General features: G+C 63.0%; 14 protein-coding genes. 10 read left to right on the forward strand and 4 right to left on the reverse strand.

The features are described from left to right. Positions 1-6 precede the first annotated feature (6 nt). On the forward strand, positions 7-894 hold the full coding sequence (locus tag R6G97_RS09115; RefSeq protein WP_043215117.1) for an NAD(P)-dependent oxidoreductase: 888 nt from the start codon (positions 7-9) through the stop codon (positions 892-894). Here R6G97_RS09115 and R6G97_RS09120 read toward each other — a convergent pair. Then, positions 794-3,058, reverse strand: coding sequence for a putative bifunctional diguanylate cyclase/phosphodiesterase (locus R6G97_RS09120; RefSeq protein WP_102081847.1), 2,265 nt, complete (start codon positions 3,056-3,058; stop codon positions 794-796). The two genes, R6G97_RS09115 and R6G97_RS09120, sit on opposite strands and share 101 nt — an antisense overlap. Before the next feature lie 227 nt (positions 3,059-3,285). Next, positions 3,286-6,132: an RNA polymerase-associated protein RapA gene (rapA, locus tag R6G97_RS09125; RefSeq protein WP_317848008.1), complete on the reverse strand. Its 2,847-nt coding sequence runs from the start codon at positions 6,130-6,132 to the stop codon at positions 3,286-3,288. A gap of 116 nt (positions 6,133-6,248) precedes the next feature. Here rapA and R6G97_RS09130 point away from each other — a divergent pair, with 116 nt between their 5' ends. The 7 genes from R6G97_RS09130 (at position 6,249) to R6G97_RS09160 (ending at position 11,122) form a co-directional block, all read left to right on the forward strand. Continuing rightward, complete coding sequence (locus R6G97_RS09130; protein ID WP_090345079.1) at positions 6,249-6,947, forward strand: M949_RS01915 family surface polysaccharide biosynthesis protein; 699 nt, start codon at positions 6,249-6,251, stop codon at positions 6,945-6,947. Positions 6,948-7,052: 105 nt separating this feature from the next. Further along, positions 7,053-7,382, forward strand: a complete 330-nt coding sequence (locus R6G97_RS09135) for an aspartate-semialdehyde dehydrogenase (protein WP_317848009.1) — start codon at positions 7,053-7,055, stop codon at positions 7,380-7,382. Positions 7,383-7,442: 60 nt separating this feature from the next. After that, positions 7,443-7,601, forward strand: coding sequence for a hypothetical protein (locus R6G97_RS09140; RefSeq protein WP_090345081.1), 159 nt, complete (start codon positions 7,443-7,445; stop codon positions 7,599-7,601). A gap of 134 nt (positions 7,602-7,735) precedes the next feature. Next, positions 7,736-7,852 (forward strand): cytochrome c oxidase subunit CcoM, encoded by a 117-nt coding sequence (gene ccoM, locus R6G97_RS09145; protein WP_043215106.1) that lies wholly within the window; start codon positions 7,736-7,738, stop codon positions 7,850-7,852. A gap of 209 nt (positions 7,853-8,061) precedes the next feature. Next, positions 8,062-10,050 carry an FUSC family protein gene (locus R6G97_RS09150; RefSeq protein WP_317848010.1) on the forward strand — a complete coding sequence of 663 codons (1,989 nt, stop codon included), beginning with the start codon at positions 8,062-8,064 and terminating at the stop codon, positions 10,048-10,050. Next, a complete protein-coding gene (locus R6G97_RS09155) occupies positions 10,037-10,243 on the forward strand; it encodes a DUF1656 domain-containing protein (protein WP_043215762.1) in 207 nt (68 codons plus the stop codon). Before R6G97_RS09150 ends, R6G97_RS09155 begins: the two co-directional genes overlap by 14 nt. A 12-nt stretch (positions 10,244-10,255) precedes the next feature. Further along, the gene (locus tag R6G97_RS09160; protein ID WP_070575119.1) at positions 10,256-11,122 is read left to right on the forward strand and encodes an efflux RND transporter periplasmic adaptor subunit; all 867 of its coding nucleotides are present in this window, start codon (positions 10,256-10,258) and stop codon (positions 11,120-11,122) included. Positions 11,123-11,130: 8 nt separating this feature from the next. Here R6G97_RS09160 and R6G97_RS09165 read toward each other — a convergent pair whose 3' ends face one another. After that, positions 11,131-11,889: an SDR family NAD(P)-dependent oxidoreductase gene (locus R6G97_RS09165; protein ID WP_317848011.1), complete on the reverse strand. Its 759-nt coding sequence runs from the start codon at positions 11,887-11,889 to the stop codon at positions 11,131-11,133. Positions 11,890-12,003: 114 nt separating this feature from the next. On the opposite strand from R6G97_RS09165, the gene R6G97_RS09170 reads away from it, so the two are divergent. After that, positions 12,004-12,921: a LysR family transcriptional regulator gene (locus R6G97_RS09170; RefSeq protein ID WP_102081851.1), complete on the forward strand. Its 918-nt coding sequence runs from the start codon at positions 12,004-12,006 to the stop codon at positions 12,919-12,921. Here R6G97_RS09170 and R6G97_RS09175 read toward each other — a convergent pair. After that, the gene (locus R6G97_RS09175) at positions 12,860-14,074 is read right to left on the reverse strand and encodes a GAF domain-containing sensor histidine kinase (RefSeq protein WP_090345093.1); all 1,215 of its coding nucleotides are present in this window, start codon (positions 14,072-14,074) and stop codon (positions 12,860-12,862) included. The genes R6G97_RS09170 and R6G97_RS09175 overlap by 62 nt on opposite strands. Positions 14,075-14,249: 175 nt before the next feature. On the opposite strand from R6G97_RS09175, the gene R6G97_RS09180 reads away from it, so the two are divergent. After that, complete coding sequence (locus R6G97_RS09180) at positions 14,250-14,570, forward strand: DUF2025 family protein (protein ID WP_043215770.1); 321 nt, start codon at positions 14,250-14,252, stop codon at positions 14,568-14,570. Positions 14,571-14,578: the final 8 nt, after the last annotated feature.

Consider the following 14,578-nt stretch of genomic DNA (forward strand, 5'->3'; position numbering starts at 1 on the left):
TAGTTCATGAGTACTGCATTGCCTTCGCTGGGGTTCGCCGGAATCGGACTGATGGGATTGCCGATGTGCCAGCGCTTGCTAGCGGCGGGTTACCCGTTGACGGTCTGGAACCGCAACCGGCAAAAGTGCGCCGAACTGGTGGCGGCCGGTGCGCGCCAAGCCGCCAGCCCCGCCGAGTTGTGCCGCGACACGGATATCGTGCTGCTGTGTCTGGCCGATACGGCTGTGGTGCGGGAGGTGGTATTCGGCGAGCAAGGTATTGCCCAGGGCGGACGTGCCGGCCAGCTATTGGTGGATTTCTCCAGCCTGGAGCCGACCGCTACCCGTGAGATGGCGGCCGAGCTTGCCGCGCTGTGCGGCATGGCCTGGCTGGATGCGCCGGTCTCCGGCGGTACTCCGGGCGCCGAGGCCGGCACGCTGGCGATCATGGTGGGAGGCGAGGCGCAGGATCTGGAGCGCGTGCGCCCAGTGTTGTTGACCCTGGGGCAGCGGGTCACGCACATGGGCGGTGTGGGGGCAGGCCAGGTGACCAAGGCCTGCAACCAGATGATCGTGGCGTGCAACGCGCTGGTCATCGCCGAGGTTGTCGCGCTGGCCGAGCAATCGGGCGTTGACGCTCGCCTGATCGCCGAGGCCCTGGCCGGGGGCTTTGCCGACTCCAAGCCACTGCAGATCCTGGCGCCTCAAATGGCTGAGAGTCGGTTCGAGCCGATCAAGTGGCATGTGCGCACGCTACTCAAGGACCTGGATACCGCAGTGAAATTCTCGCGCGAGCAGGGTTCGGCGACACCGGTCAGTGGCCTGGCTGCGCAACTGATGCGCTTGCACGGTAGCCAGGGGTATCTGCAAAAAGATCCGGCGACACTGGTAGAGCTGTATCGCAACAAGGACTGAACGTTGGCGCTTGGCCGTCGAGGCGCTCGAGGATCGGCTGAAGTTCGGCCAGGGGCACCGGGCGGCTGAGCAGGTAGCCCTGCAGGAAATCACAACCGTGGGCGGCGAGGAAGGCATGCTGCTCGGTGGTCTCGACGCCCTCGGTGACGACCTGCAGGTGCAGGGTGTGGGCCATGATGATGATCGCCTGGACAATCTCGCGATCCTTCTGGCTCCCCGGCACGTCCTGGATAAACGACCGATCGATCTTGAGTACGTCCAGCGGCAGGCGCCTGAGGTAGGCCAGTGATGAATATCCAGTGCCGAAATCATCGATCGACAGGGCTACGCCTTGGGCGCGGATGCGCTTGAGCAGGCTGACGACCCGCTGGATATCGCCCATCAAGGCATTCTCGGTAACTTCCAGCTCCAGTTGACGAGCGGACACGCCGGCCTGGAACAGCGCCCTTTCCACTTCATTGGGCAACTCCTCGCGGCCAAGGGTCACCGCCGAGCAATTGACCGTGACCTTGAGGTTGCTATAGCCGTGGTGATTGAGCTGCGCCAGGTCATGACACGCCCGGCGCAGTACCCACAAGTCCAGGTCGGCGATCAAACCGTTGGTTTCGGCGATACCGATGAAACGGTCCGGGCTGAGCAGGCCGTGCTGGGGGTGCTGCCAGCGCACCAGGGCTTCGAGCTTTGCGACCTGGCCATTGTGCAGGTCGAAGATCGGCTGGTAGTGAACGCACAGTCCTCGCTCTTCGAGCAGGGCCACGCGCAGCTCTTCTTCCAGTTGCAACTCCAGTGTCGCGCGCGTCTTCAGGCTGCTGTTGAAGAAGTTCAGGCTGTTGCGCCCGCAACCCTTGGATTGGTACAGCGCCAGATCGGCATTCTTGAGCAGCTCTTCGGCCGTGCGTCCGTCATCAGGGAAGATGCTGATGCCGATGCTGGTGGTCATGACCATGCGCCGGCCGCCTAGGTCGATCGGGTCCTTCATTCTCTGCATGATGCGCTGGGCCAGGTGGCGTGCTTCGTCGCGGTTGTTGAGGCTGGTGACGATGCAGAACTCGTCTCCGCCAAAACGGGCTACCAGATCCTGGTTACGGGTTGCGGCCTTGATGTGGCCGGCGATGACCTTGAGCAGCTCGTCGCCTGCGGCGTGGCCAAGGCTGTCGTTGATCCGTTTGAAATGATCGATGTCCAGGAACATCACCGCCAGCCGGTTTTCGCTGTTGGCGTGTTCACACAGGCGTTCGGCGAAGACTTGGTTGAAACCGCGGCGGTTGACCAGGTTGGTAAGGGCATCGTAATGGGCGGCCTGCTGCAGGGAGGCGCGCGCCTGGTCCAATTGGCTGAGCAGGACATTGACCCGACGCAGGTCGTGCTCTTTGCTCTGCAGTTTTCTGTCGGACAAGGCGGCGCTGATGCTGCTACCGCTGATCAGAAGGGTAATCAAGGCGACGGTCAGGCCCAATTGCAGACTGTTGTCGGCCGAAGGCAGACGCAAGGCAGTGTCGACGGGAACCACCAGCGTCATGGCAGCCATGTTGATGAAATGCGTGCCGATCAGGCCGCCTGCTATCAGCAGGCTGGCGGCGTACTTGCTGGCCAGATGCAGGGTGCCGCTGCCTCGGCTGAAAAAACGTCCCATCGACAGCACCAGCAGGCTGGCGCCGAGGGTGACGGCCAGCGCCAGGAACGTCAGGACGGGTTCGTAGAATTGGTTGGCGTTGATCTTAAGGCCCGCCATCCCCGCGAAATGCATGAGCACGATGCCCAGCCCGGTCAGCAGGGCGCTTTGCACGTAATGGCCCAGACGCATTTCGTCCCGATCGAGACTGTTCATCGCGAACCAGGCGGTGAGCAGGGCGATCAGCAGTGACAAGCCGGTCATCGGCACGTCGTAGCGAATATCGACCGGTGCCTGCAAGGCCAGTGTGCTGATGAAGTGCAGCGCCCAAATGCCGGCGGCCAGACAACAGGCGCCCAGCACACGCCATTGCCGTCGGGCCATGGGGTCTTCGCTCTGGCTCTGGCGTTCGGCCATGTCCAGCGTCGCGAAACAGGCAATGCAGGCCACCCCATAGGCCAGCAGAACCAGCAGGGGGTCATGGCGGCAGTCCAGGAAGATCTGGCCGGTAGTTGGCAGCTTGGCGAACAATTGCAGTCCCAACCACTCCATTGCATGCCTCTTCGTCGAGTTCGCACTCGTCCCCAAAAAAGCCGGTGGAGACCGTTCTGCAGCAGTATAGAAATGAGTGGTTAAGCCTTCCTGATTAATGGCACTTTGATTTCAACCATTTGGATATTGGCTTAATAGCGCGCGGATTTAAGCTTGGCGGTGAGCGCCAGCGCCTACAAGTCGTCGAAACACGGTAGGCGCTGGCGAAGCCTGCGCGAGGATGCAGCTCAGCCCGCGACCAGGACGCGGATCGCCTCCAGGCGCAGGGCGGCTTTTTCCAGCATGGCCAGGCCTTCTTCGCGCTGCTTGCGCAGGGCGTCGATTTCGCTGTCGCGTACGCTCGGGTTGACGGCCTTGAGCGCGGTCAGGCGGGCCAGTTCTTCGTCAGCTTCGGCGGCCAGGCGGCGCTGCGCCTCGGCCACGCGCTCTACATGGCTAGGCATGACCTTGGCTTCGCCGCTGGCGATGCGCTTGGCCAGTACATCGCGCTGGGCTTGGACGAACTTGTTGGCGCTGGCCTTGGGCACGCTTTCCAACTGGTCATTGAGGGTTTCGAAAGCCACACGAGGGCTCAGGTCGTTGCCGTTGGCATCGAGCAGGCAGCGCAGGGCCGCCGAAGGCAGGTAACGACCCAGCTGCAGGCTGCGAGGGGCGACCACTTCACTGACATAGAGCAGCTCGAGCAGCACGGTGCCAGGCTTGAGCGCCTTGTTCTTGATCAGCGCCACCGCGGTGTTGCCCATGGAACCGGACAGCACCAGATCCATGCCGCCCTGGACCATCGGGTGTTCCCAGGTCAGGAACTGCATGTCCTCGCGCGAGAGCGCCTGGTTGCGGTCATAGGTTATGGTCACGCCTTCGTCGTCGCCCAGCGGGAAGCTGGCGTCGAGCATCTTCTCGCTCGGCTTGAGGATCAGCGCGTTTTCCGAGTGGTCTTCGCTGTCGATGCCAAAGGCGTCGAACAGGGTTTCCATATAGATCGGCAGGGCGAACTGGTCGTCCTGTTCGAGAATCGCCTCCACCAGCGCCTGACCTTCGCCCGCACCACCGGAGTTGAGCTCCAGTAGCCGGTCGCGGCCGCTGTGCAGCTCGGCTTCCAGACGCTCGCGCTCTGCACGGGCTTCATCTACCAGCGCCTCCCAGGCCTTGCTATCGCCCCCTTCGAGCAGCTGCAGCAGGCGCGGGCCGAACTGGTGCTGCAAGGCGTTACCCGTCGGGCAGGTGGCCAGGAAGGCGTTAAGGCCCCGGTGGTACCACTGGAACAGGCGCTCCTGCGGGCTGTCCTGCAGGTAGGGGATGTGCAGCTCGATGGTGTGTTTCTGGCCGATACGGTCCAGGCGGCCGATGCGCTGCTCGAGCAGATCGGGGTGGGCCGGCAGATCGAACATGACCAGGTGGTGGGCGAACTGGAAGTTGCGGCCTTCGCTGCCGATTTCCGAGCAGATCAGCACCTGGGCGCCAAACTCTTCGTCGGCGAAGTAGGCAGCGGCGCGGTCGCGCTCCAGGATACTCATACCCTCGTGGAACACCGTGGCCGGAATGCCGGAGCGCACGCGCAGGGCGTCTTCCAGGTCCATGGCGGTCTCGGCGTGGGCGCAGATCACCAACACTTTGGTGCGCTTGAGCATCTTGAGGGTGTCGATCAGCCAGTCGACCCGCGGATCGAAGCGCCACCAACGCTCGTCGTCGCTGGTTTCGCCCTGGGCCTGGAAGGCCACTTCCGGATAGAGCTCGGCACGTTCGCCGCTCGGCAGATCGTGGTATTGCGCCGGATTGGCCAATGGGTAGGGGTGCAGCTGGCGCTCCGGGAAGCCCTGGATCGCCGCGCGAGTGTTACGGAACAGCACGCGGCCGGTACCGTGGCGATCGAGCAGCTCGCGGATCAGGCGTGCGCTGGCCTGGCTGTCGCCGTCGGTGACAGCGGCCAGCAGCGCTTCGCCCTCGGCACCGAGGAAGCCTTCGATGGTGGCGTGGGCCTTGGGTGACAGACGGCCTTCGTCGAGCAGTTCCTGAACGGCTTCGGCAACCGGGCGATAGTGCTCGCTCTCGGCGCGGAAGGCGGCCAGGTCATGGAAACGGTTGGAGTCGAGCAGGCGCAGGCGGGCGAAGTGGCTGTCCTGGCCCAATTGCTCGGGAGTGGCGGTGAGCAGCAGCACGCCCGGGATGACCTGGGCCAGTTGCTCGACCAAGGCGTACTCGGGGCTTGCCTGTTCTTCGTGCCAGACCAGGTGGTGCGCTTCGTCGACGACCATCAGGTCCCAGCCAGCGGCGAACAGAGCGTCCTGGGCCTTCTCGTCTTCGACCAGCCACTCCAGCGCCACCAGCGCGAGCTGGGCGTCTTCGAACGGGTTGCTGGCGTCGCTTTCGATGAAGCGCTCCGCATCGAACAGCGCCACTTGCAGGTTGAAGCGCCGACGCATTTCCACCAGCCACTGATGCTGCAGGTTTTCCGGCACCAGGATCAGCACGCGGCTGGCGCGCCCGCAGAGCAGCTGGCGATGGATCACCAGGCCTGCTTCGATGGTCTTGCCCAGGCCTACTTCGTCGGCCAGCAGTACCCGTGGCGCAATGCGGTCAGCCACTTCACGGGCGATGTGCAACTGGTGCGCGATCGGCTGGGCGCGGCAGCCGCCCAGACCCCACAGGGTCGAGAGCATCTGTTTGCTGGTGTGCTGCAAGGTGTTGTAGCGCAGGGAGAACCACGACAGCGGGTCGATCTGCCCGGCGAACAGGCGGTCGCTGGCCAGACGGAACTGGATGAAGTTGGACAGCTGGGTCTCCGGCAGGACTCGCGCTTGGTTCTGACCGTCGAGGCCGTGGTAGACCAGAAGGCCATCGGCGTCCTCGACCTCGCGCACGGTCAGCTTCCAACCCTCGAAATGAGTGATCTGGTCGCCAGGCGAGAAGCGCACGCGGGTCAGCGGCGCATTGCGCAGGGAATACTGGCGGGTGTCGCCAGTGGCCGGGTAGAGCACGGTCAGCAGGCGGCCATCCTGCGCCAGGATGGTCCCCAGGCCGAGCTCGGCTTCGCTGTCACTGATCCAGCGTTGCCCCGGTTGATACTGCTGCGCCATACTGCCTGAACTCCCGCGATGAAAAGCCGGCTATGTTAACGGATAGGGCCGGTTAGACCAAAGAGTCTAGCTGTTCATCGACGAATACCGTTGCACAACGAGGGCCCCACGCCACCATGCTTGCCAAGCACCGCTGGTTGTATGCCTCCCTGGCCCTGAGCAGTTTGTTGCTGGCTGCCTGTGACCAGAAAAACTTCGAGACCTTGCCGCCGATTCCCGCCGAGCAGCTGGAAGTGCTGGGCGTGCAGACCCCGATCAAGAGCGTGCATTTCCGTGACCGTGACGGCGAAGGCCTGCTGGTGCTCAGCCGAACCGACGGCCAGGCCACCGACGCCGAAACCGAGCAGGAAGTCGACAAGGTGGTGCTCAAGGCCACCCTCTATGGGCGTAGCGCGCAGGCGGATGCGTTCAAGTCCCGCTGGCAGATCGAACAGGAGACCAGTTGCCCGGGGTTGGATCTGGACGTGGACTTCTACACCGATGTCAGTGATGTCAGCGACCTGAACAAAGATGGCGTCGCCGAACTGACCGTGGCCAGCCATGCCTTCTGTGGTGGCGGTATCGATCCCCATGACATCGCCATCGAGATGCGCGAAGGGCAGGCGGTCTACAGCATTACCGGCCAGTCACTGATCACGCCGGCCGGTGAGGAACCAGTCGGCGGCGAGCGCGAGGACAGCGCCTCGCTCAAGAGTGCGCCGCAGGTGTTGCGCGATCATATGGATGCGGTGTGGCAGCAGGTCTACAAGCGGCCCTGGAGCGAAACCAGTCCATCGGCCGATGAGCCGACCGAAGATGACGTCGAGGTCCAATGAAGGCGGTGTCCTATACTCCGGGCACCTGACCATGAAGGGGCTTGCGAGCGGTCGCTCAAGGCGGCCGGGCGTTGGCCGATACAAGGGTAACAGGAGACGATTTCCATGCTGCCGCCCATCATTCCGCTCAGCGCCGCACCGGTGACTTCGCAACAGGATCCGGTCAAACAGACCCCGCCCATTCCGCCGGTGGTCCCCGCGCAGCCCAGCTCGAGCGACGGCACCATCAATCTGCGTCACCAGCGCGACCCGCAGGAGCAGGCCCTGTTGTTGCGCGAAGAGCAACGCCGGCAACAACAGCAGCGTCAGCAAAAAGGTCAGGACGAGCCGTTCAGCGCCGTGCCGGATGATGAGCTTAACGCCGACAACACTGTACCGGTATCGCCGCTGGGCGAGCGACCGCGCCAGGGGCTGCTGGTGGATATCGAAGTCTGAGCTGGTCAGCATCGGCGTCAGGCTTCATCATGCAAGCCTCTGCTGTCAGTCGAGCCTGCCATGAGCCAAGACAACCTGATCGATTTCGATGCCGAGCGCAGCAAGCGCATCCATGACCTCAAGGAAAAGCGCCTGAACGAAGTGCGCCAGGCCTTCGAACAGGCCATGCCGTTGGGCAAATCCAAGAAGAAGCCCAAGGGCAAGCCGAAAAAACGCTGAAATTTGACGCATGTCAAATCTGTACACGCCTCGCGTGCCCGCCCCCGGGCACCATTGACGCCCGTCAATTTTTTCCACTCCCGCATTCGTTACCTTGCATCCATCGGACAACGGCAAACGAACGGGAGGCCGACATGTTCTTCGACAACGTGGTTATCGCCGGTGTGGTAACGGTCGGGTTGATGTTGGTGTTCTTCGCCGGTCTGGGCATTTTCATCTGGAAGGACTCGAGCAAGCGCAAGTCGCGCTGATCCTTCCCGATTCACGAGCACGCAAGGCATTTAGGGCGACTTCGGTCGCCCATTTTTTTGCCTGTGTTTTCGCTATCCGCGTAACTGCTGATGCAGATGGAGCGGGAGTGGATCCAGAATGATGCTTAGCTAGCTAATTAAACGATTCCGCTTTATCCTTGCGCCGTTGTCTATCTTTCATCCATTACCGCTGCGCAAGGCCCGATTCCGTGCCCATCACCCTCACGGCCCTTTTTGCTCCCACCCCCCTCGCTGTCAAGTTCGCCATCAAGACCTTGCTCGGTGGGGGGCTGGCGCTGTGGCTGGCCATGCGTTGCGGCCTGGAGCAGCCTTCCTGGGCGTTGATGACGGCTTTCATCGTGGCCCAGCCGCTGTCTGGCATGGTGGTGCAGAAGGGCCTGGCCCGGTTGGCCGGGACCCTGGTAGGCACGTTCATGTCGGTGGTGTTCATGGGGCTGTTCGCCCAGACACCGTGGTTGTTCCTGCTCACTTTGGCGTTGTGGTTGGCGCTGTGTACGGCGGCGTCCACCCAGTTACGTAGCGCCTGGGCTTACGCCTTCGTGCTGGCCGGCTATACCGTTGCGATCATCGCCTTGCCGGCGATCAACCATCCGCTGCAAGTGTTCGACCAGGCGGTGGCACGCTGCACGGAGATCTGCCTGGGGATCGTCTGCGCCACCGCCACCAGCGCCTTGCTCTGGCCGCTGCGGGTCGAACAGCAGCTCGCAGGCCAGGCACGCCAGGCCTGGCAGAACGGCCTGCAGGCGTGCAGTGCCATGCTCGGTGGCGAAGACGAAGCGCGTAAGGGGCTGTTGGAAATTCTGGGACGAATCGTTGCCATCGATGCCCAGCGCGAACACGCCTGGTTCGAAGGACACCGCGGCCGTCAGCGCGCCCGGGCCATTCGTGGATTGAGCCAGAAATTGATGATGCTGCTGCGTATTTCGCGATCGGTGCGGCGCCAATGGAGCCAGCTTGACGAGACCGAGGCCGGTCGGCTGGCGCCATGGCTGGAAGAGGTTCGCGCACAGTTGATCGCGCCTGAACCCGCGAACCTGCTGCTGTTGCGCCAGCGCCTCTGGGATGCAGCCCATGACGGGCAGATCAGCTCTGCCGAGCATTACTGCCTGGCGCGCCTGACTCTGTTGCTGGATTTTGCCATGGCTGCGACCCAGGCTTTGCAGGACGTGGAGCAGGGCAGGGCTCCCAAAGAAGTGTCCCAGAGCCTGGCCGCTCACCGGGATTTGCCGTTGGCGCTGTTGTTTGGGTCGCGCAGCGCCTTGGCGTTCCTGGCCATGAGCAGTTTCTGGCTGGCCACTGCATGGCCGGCGGCACCGGGTGGATTGGTGCTCACTTGTGTGGTCTGCAGTTTGTTCGCCAGCCGTGAGAACGGTGCGCAGATCGGGCTGAGTTTCCTGCGCGGGATTCTCCTGGCAATCCCAGTGGCGTTTCTGGTGGGACAGATCCTCCTGCCACAGTGGAGCAGCTTCGCGATGCTATGCCTCGGGATGGGCGTGCCGCTGTTCTTCGGTGCTTTGGGCATGGCGCACCCGCGCACAGGCGCCACGGCGACCTCTTATTGCCTGCATTTCATCGTGCTGGTGGCGCCACTGAACACCATGCATTTCGATGTGGCTGCCATGCTCAACAGCGCCCAGGCCATGTTGATCGGTGTGGGGGCGGCGGTGTTGGCGTTTCGGCTGCTGGTGCTGCGTCATCCGGCCTGGCTCGGTCGGCGTCTGCGCAAGGCGACTCAGGGCGATCTGGTGCGCCTGACCCGCCGTGACCTGCGGGGAGCCGATAGCTGGTTCGGCGGGCGCATGGCCGACCGTCTGATGCAGCTGGCGCGACACGCCAGCGAGCTGCCGGAGGCTGAGCGCAAGCGTTGGGACGATGGGTTGCACGGCCTGGATATCGGCGATGAGCTGGTGCATCTGCGCATGTGCCTTGCCGTCGCTCAGGCGCCGTTGGCTGCAGCCGAGCGTCATTACTTGCAACAGTTGGAAGCAGTGCTCGCCAGCGGCCCGGCGCCGGGCCGTGGTCAGCGCCTGGACGCGGCCAGCGAGCAATTCATCGAGGCCCTGCGTCGCCAGCCGCCAAGCGACCCGCTACACCTGGCAATTGGCGCGGTGCTGCAACTGCAAAGAAGCTGGGGCAACTGGTGCCGCCGGCAGGAGGAAATCCATGGGCTTGCGTGAGTGGGCGCTGGGCGGCGTGTTGCTCAGCCCGTTTCTGGTCTATGTGCTGATGGCCCTGGCGCTTACCGGATTGCTGCGTCTGGTGGTGCAGGCCACGCCTTTGGGGCGCTGGATCTGGCACGAAGCATTGTTCGATGCCGCATTGTTCGTTTGTGTTCTGTCCCTGGTGGTGCACCTGCTAGGGCCTTTGTAAGGAGTGAAGTCCATGCGTACAGCCGTACGTACCCTGGTCACCCTGTGTGTGGTGGCGCTGGCGGTGTTCGCCGGTTACCAGCTCTGGCAGTACTACATGCTCACCCCCTGGACGCGGGACGCACGGGTCCGCGCGGACGTGGTGGTCATCGCCCCGGACGTCTCCGGATGGGTACGCGAGCTGAAGGTCCATGATAATCAGCAGGTCAAGGCCGGCGATGTGCTAATGAACATCGACCGCGAGCGCTTCCAGGCCGCCTACGACCAAGCCAGCGCTGTGGCCGAAACCCGTGCCCAGCAATTGCGCCTGCGTGAGCGCGAGGCGGCCCGGCGCACTGCGCTCGGCCCAGAGGCCATCAGCGCTGAGCTGCGCGAGAACGCCCAGATCAACGCGGCGATCGCCCGTGGTGAACTGCACGAAGCCCAGGCACAGCTGCAGGTGGCCAAGATAAACCTGGACCGCAGCGAAGTGCGTGCGCCGCGCAGCGGGCACATCACCAACCTGCGTCTGGCCCAGGGCAACTACGTCAACACCGGGCAATCGGTGATGGCCTTGGTGGACGATTCGACTTTTTATATCCAGGCCTATTTCGAGGAGACCAAGCTGCCGCGCATTCGCGTGGGCGACCCGGTCAAAGTCTGGTTGATGGGCGCAGGTGAGTCGATCGATGGGCACGTGGAAAGCATCAGCCGCGGCATCACCGACAGCAACAGCAATCCCGACAGCCAGTTGCTGCCGGAGGTCGAGCCGACCTTCAACTGGGTGCGCCTGGCCCAACGGATCCCGGTGCGCATTCGTCTTGACCAGATCCCGGAGGGCATGAACCTGAGCGCGGGCATGACGGCCAGCGTGCAGGTTCATGAGCAGGCGCAGCGCTGAGCGCCGGCTTAGAGGAACATGCCGCCGGATACTTCCAGCCGTTGGCCGGTAATCCAGCCGTTGCCGTCTTCGAGCAGCAGGGCGATTGCCGCGCCGATGTCATCGGGCAGACCGACCCGGCCCAGGGCTGTGTTACCGGCAATGAAGTCATTGACCTGCTGGTTGTCGCGAACCACGCCACCGCCGAAGTCTGTCTCGATCGCCCCAGGGGCCAGGATGTTCACACGAATGCCCCGGGCTCCTAGCTCCTTGGCCTGGTAGCGGGTCAGCACCTCCATCGCACCTTTCATGGCCGCGTAGGCGGCATAGCCAGGCAGGGCGAAGCGGGTCAGGCCGGTGGAGATATTGACGATGCGCCCGCCATCGACCATCAGCGGCAACAGGCGCTGGGTCAGGAAGTACGGCCCTTTGAGCTGGATGTTGAGCAACTGGTCGAACTGGGCCTCGCTGGTCTCGGTGAACGGCACGTTCAGCCCGATGCCGGCATTGTTTACAAGATAGTCGAAACGCTCCCGGCCAAAGTGCTGTCGCAGGGTCTGGCCTACACGCTCGGCGAAGGTCGCGAAATTGGCGTTGTCACTCACATCCAATTGCAGCATGGCGGCTTTCACTCCGGCCTGTTCCAGGCGGCGTGCGAGCGCTTGGGCTTTGTCGGCCTTGCTGTGGAAGGTGCCGATGATGTCGATGCCTCGCGCGGCCAAGTGTTCTGCGGTGTTCTTGCCCAGGCCTCGGCTGGCGCCGGTGATCAAAGCGAGTTTGCGGGTCATGTCGGTTACCTCGTTGATGGCTGTGGGTAACAGACTATTGGTCTGCACAGGGGTGATAAATCCGGTATTTATGGAAATACTGTTCGAATGTTTTGGACAATGAGCGACGTTTCAATGAACAAGCTGGAGCTGCTGCGCACTTTCGTCAGGGTCAGTGAACTGTCCAGTTTCACCCTGGCCGGCGACAGCCTGGGGTTGCCGCGATCAACAGTGTCTGAGCAGATTCGGGCGCTAGAGCATCTGCTGGGCACCCGGCTGTTCAACCGCACCACCCGACGTGTGCAGGCCACTCAGGACGGCATGCTGTTGTATGAGCGCAGCAAGAATCTGCTGTCGGGCATGGAAGAAATCGAGGGGCTGTTTCGTGCTGACGATGTTGATCTGACGGGGCGTTTGCGCATCGATTTGCCGACCATGATGGCCAGGCAAGTGATCATTCCGGCGCTGCCTGGGTTCCTGGATCGCTACCCGCGTCTGGAGGTCGAGATCAGTTGCACGGACCGGCGGGTTGATCTACTGCGCGAAGGCTTCGACTGTGTGCTGCGAATTGGTGTGCTGAACGACCTGGACGTGGTGGCGCGACCGGTTGGCCAATTGAGCATGCGCAACTGCGTAAGCCCAGGGTACCTGGCGCGTTACGGTGAGCCGCGCAGCCTCGAGGATCTGGCTGAGCATCGCCTGGTTCATTACGTCGGCACCCTGGGCGCGCGCAGCCCAGGGTTCGAATACGAGCGCAACGGACAAGTGCATGTCCAGGCCATGACGGGTGCCGTGACCGTGAACAACGCCGAAGCCTACTCGGCGGCCTGTCTGGCAGGCCTGGGGCTGATCCAGGTGCCCGCTGTGGGCGTCGCCAACCATCTGCGCAGTGGTGCGCTGGTCTGTGTGCTGGAAGGGTTTCAGGCCCAAGCCATGCCGGTGTCGTTGCTGTACGCCCGGCAGCGGCATGTACCGCGCCGAGTCCAGGTGTTCATGAACTGGCTGGCCCAGGTGCTGGCGTCCCAGGTCGATCCACAGGCAGACGAAAACTGAACAGCGTCCCCGTCTGCGGGTTGGACACGACGTCCATACGCCCACCGTGGGCCAGAGCAATCTGGTTGGCGATGTACAGCCCAAGGCCCAGCCCTTGTTGCGGCCTGTTGGAGAGCGGCCGGGAAAACGGCTGGAACAATTGCGCCAGGGTATGCGCCGGGATCGGCTCGCCCAAGTTGTGCACGCTGAGCACGAAAGTGCCGTCACGTACGGCGGCGGTGATGGTCACCGGCCCATCGGGGGCGCCGTGGGTCAGGGCATTGGCAATCAGATTGGAAAGTAGCTGCATCACTCGTTCCCGGTCGCAATAGAGTCCGCCCAGATCGCCGATGTTCAGCACCATCTGGCGCTGCGGATGGACACGCTGCAATTCCGAGGCGACGTGGCTGAGCGCGCCATGCAGATCGTGGCAGGGCTGCACGTTAAGTGTGATGCCGGCACCGAGGCGACCACGGGCAAAGTCCAGCACATCACGCACCAACTGCGAGGCACGTTTGCCGGAGGTTAGGATGTGTCGTGCGATGACACGGTTACGCTCATCCTGCAGGCGCTGGATGAGCAGTTCGGCACCGGCGGTGATGGCGAACAGCGGATTGCGCAGATCATGACCGAGGACGGCGATGAACTGCTCGCGCACTTCGGCCATGGCCCGTTCCTTCTGAAGGGCGCGCTCGGTGCGCTGGGCGCTTTGTTCGCTTTCTATCTGGATCGCCAGCAGCCGGGCAAAGGACTCCATCATGGGCTGGATTGCGCTGCCTTTGAGCGGTGCGGGCTGTGAGTCGAAGGCGATGATGGTGCCGAAGAAACTGCCATCGGTGCGCAGCACCGGCACCGAGATGTAGCTTTCGAAGCGGTAGATCCGCGGTGCGTGATGCTGGCAGTACTGCTCGTCCAGGCTGGCTTGGTCGATCACGATGGTCTGCTGGCTGCTGCGGGTTTCCTGGCACAGGGTAGTGGTCACGTCCAGTTCATCACCAGGTCGCAGGCCCATGCCCAGGTTGTCCAGCACGGCGCAGGCGACCCAATTGTTCTCGGTGACCCGTGCTACGGCAGCAAAACGCAGGCCTGTGGTCTCGCAGATCACTTGCAGGATGGCCGGAACGGCGTTGATGCGGCCAATGATGGCGATGTCGGCACTGAGGTCGATGGCCATGACGGTCCGATGTCCGTGGCGGTAGGAAGATCAGTCTAGCGGGCCGATGGTGGGAGCATGGAAAAACTTGGCGAACGGTCTGCCACTTGCGCTAGGCTGGCCGTGCGCGTCGCCCGAGAAGAGGCGACCGCTCCCGCCCGGCGTGCGTCCTTTCGACATCAATTGCGAGGTACGTATGACCATCACATCCCTGGATATCTGCAATGCCGCCGACCAGCTCATCGGCTTCGTCGGCTACCACGGCAAGCGCGGCACCCATATCGTGCGCTTTAGCGAAGACGCCTTCGGCATGGATGTGGCCGATGAAAGCATCACACCCTGCAGCGAATTCGTCTGGCGCCCTGTGCAAGGCGCCCGCATGGCCCTGTGCCGCGAGCGCCTGGCACTGTTGTTGGCCCAGCATGTGGATGATCGGCTTAATATCGGCGAGCCGCTGCGCCTCTACCTGCGTCGTGGGGATCTTCCGGAGATCATCGCCGAGCGCCGGTTGCGTTGAATGCAAGG

It is taken from the genome of Pseudomonas sp. HTZ2, assembly GCF_033173945.1.
Taxonomy (GTDB): Bacteria; Pseudomonadota; Gammaproteobacteria; order Pseudomonadales; family Pseudomonadaceae; genus Aquipseudomonas; species Aquipseudomonas guariconensis.

What these genes read in the sequence shown, in the direction of transcription:
- R6G97_RS09155 (WP_043215762.1), top strand. Translation starts at nt 10,037, where the DNA reads ATGGGCTTGCGTGAGTGGGCGCTGGGCGGCGTGTTGCTCAGCCCGTTT.
- R6G97_RS09160 (WP_070575119.1), top strand. Translation starts at nt 10,256, where the DNA reads ATGCGTACAGCCGTACGTACCCTGGTCACCCTGTGTGTGGTGGCGCTG.
- R6G97_RS09175 (WP_090345093.1), bottom strand. Translation starts at nt 14,074, where the DNA reads ATGGCCATCGACCTCAGTGCCGACATCGCCATCATTGGCCGCATCAAC.
- R6G97_RS09115 (WP_043215117.1), top strand. Translation starts at nt 7, where the DNA reads ATGAGTACTGCATTGCCTTCGCTGGGGTTCGCCGGAATCGGACTGATG.
- R6G97_RS09170 (WP_102081851.1), top strand. Translation starts at nt 12,004, where the DNA reads ATGAACAAGCTGGAGCTGCTGCGCACTTTCGTCAGGGTCAGTGAACTG.
- ccoM (WP_043215106.1), top strand. Translation starts at nt 7,736, where the DNA reads ATGTTCTTCGACAACGTGGTTATCGCCGGTGTGGTAACGGTCGGGTTG.
- rapA (WP_317848008.1), bottom strand. Translation starts at nt 6,132, where the DNA reads ATGGCGCAGCAGTATCAACCGGGGCAACGCTGGATCAGTGACAGCGAA.
- R6G97_RS09165 (WP_317848011.1), bottom strand. Translation starts at nt 11,889, where the DNA reads ATGACCCGCAAACTCGCTTTGATCACCGGCGCCAGCCGAGGCCTGGGC.
- R6G97_RS09120 (WP_102081847.1), bottom strand. Translation starts at nt 3,058, where the DNA reads ATGGAGTGGTTGGGACTGCAATTGTTCGCCAAGCTGCCAACTACCGGC.
- R6G97_RS09140 (WP_090345081.1), top strand. Translation starts at nt 7,443, where the DNA reads ATGAGCCAAGACAACCTGATCGATTTCGATGCCGAGCGCAGCAAGCGC.
- R6G97_RS09130 (WP_090345079.1), top strand. Translation starts at nt 6,249, where the DNA reads ATGCTTGCCAAGCACCGCTGGTTGTATGCCTCCCTGGCCCTGAGCAGT.
- R6G97_RS09180 (WP_043215770.1), top strand. Translation starts at nt 14,250, where the DNA reads ATGACCATCACATCCCTGGATATCTGCAATGCCGCCGACCAGCTCATC.
- R6G97_RS09135 (WP_317848009.1), top strand. Translation starts at nt 7,053, where the DNA reads ATGCTGCCGCCCATCATTCCGCTCAGCGCCGCACCGGTGACTTCGCAA.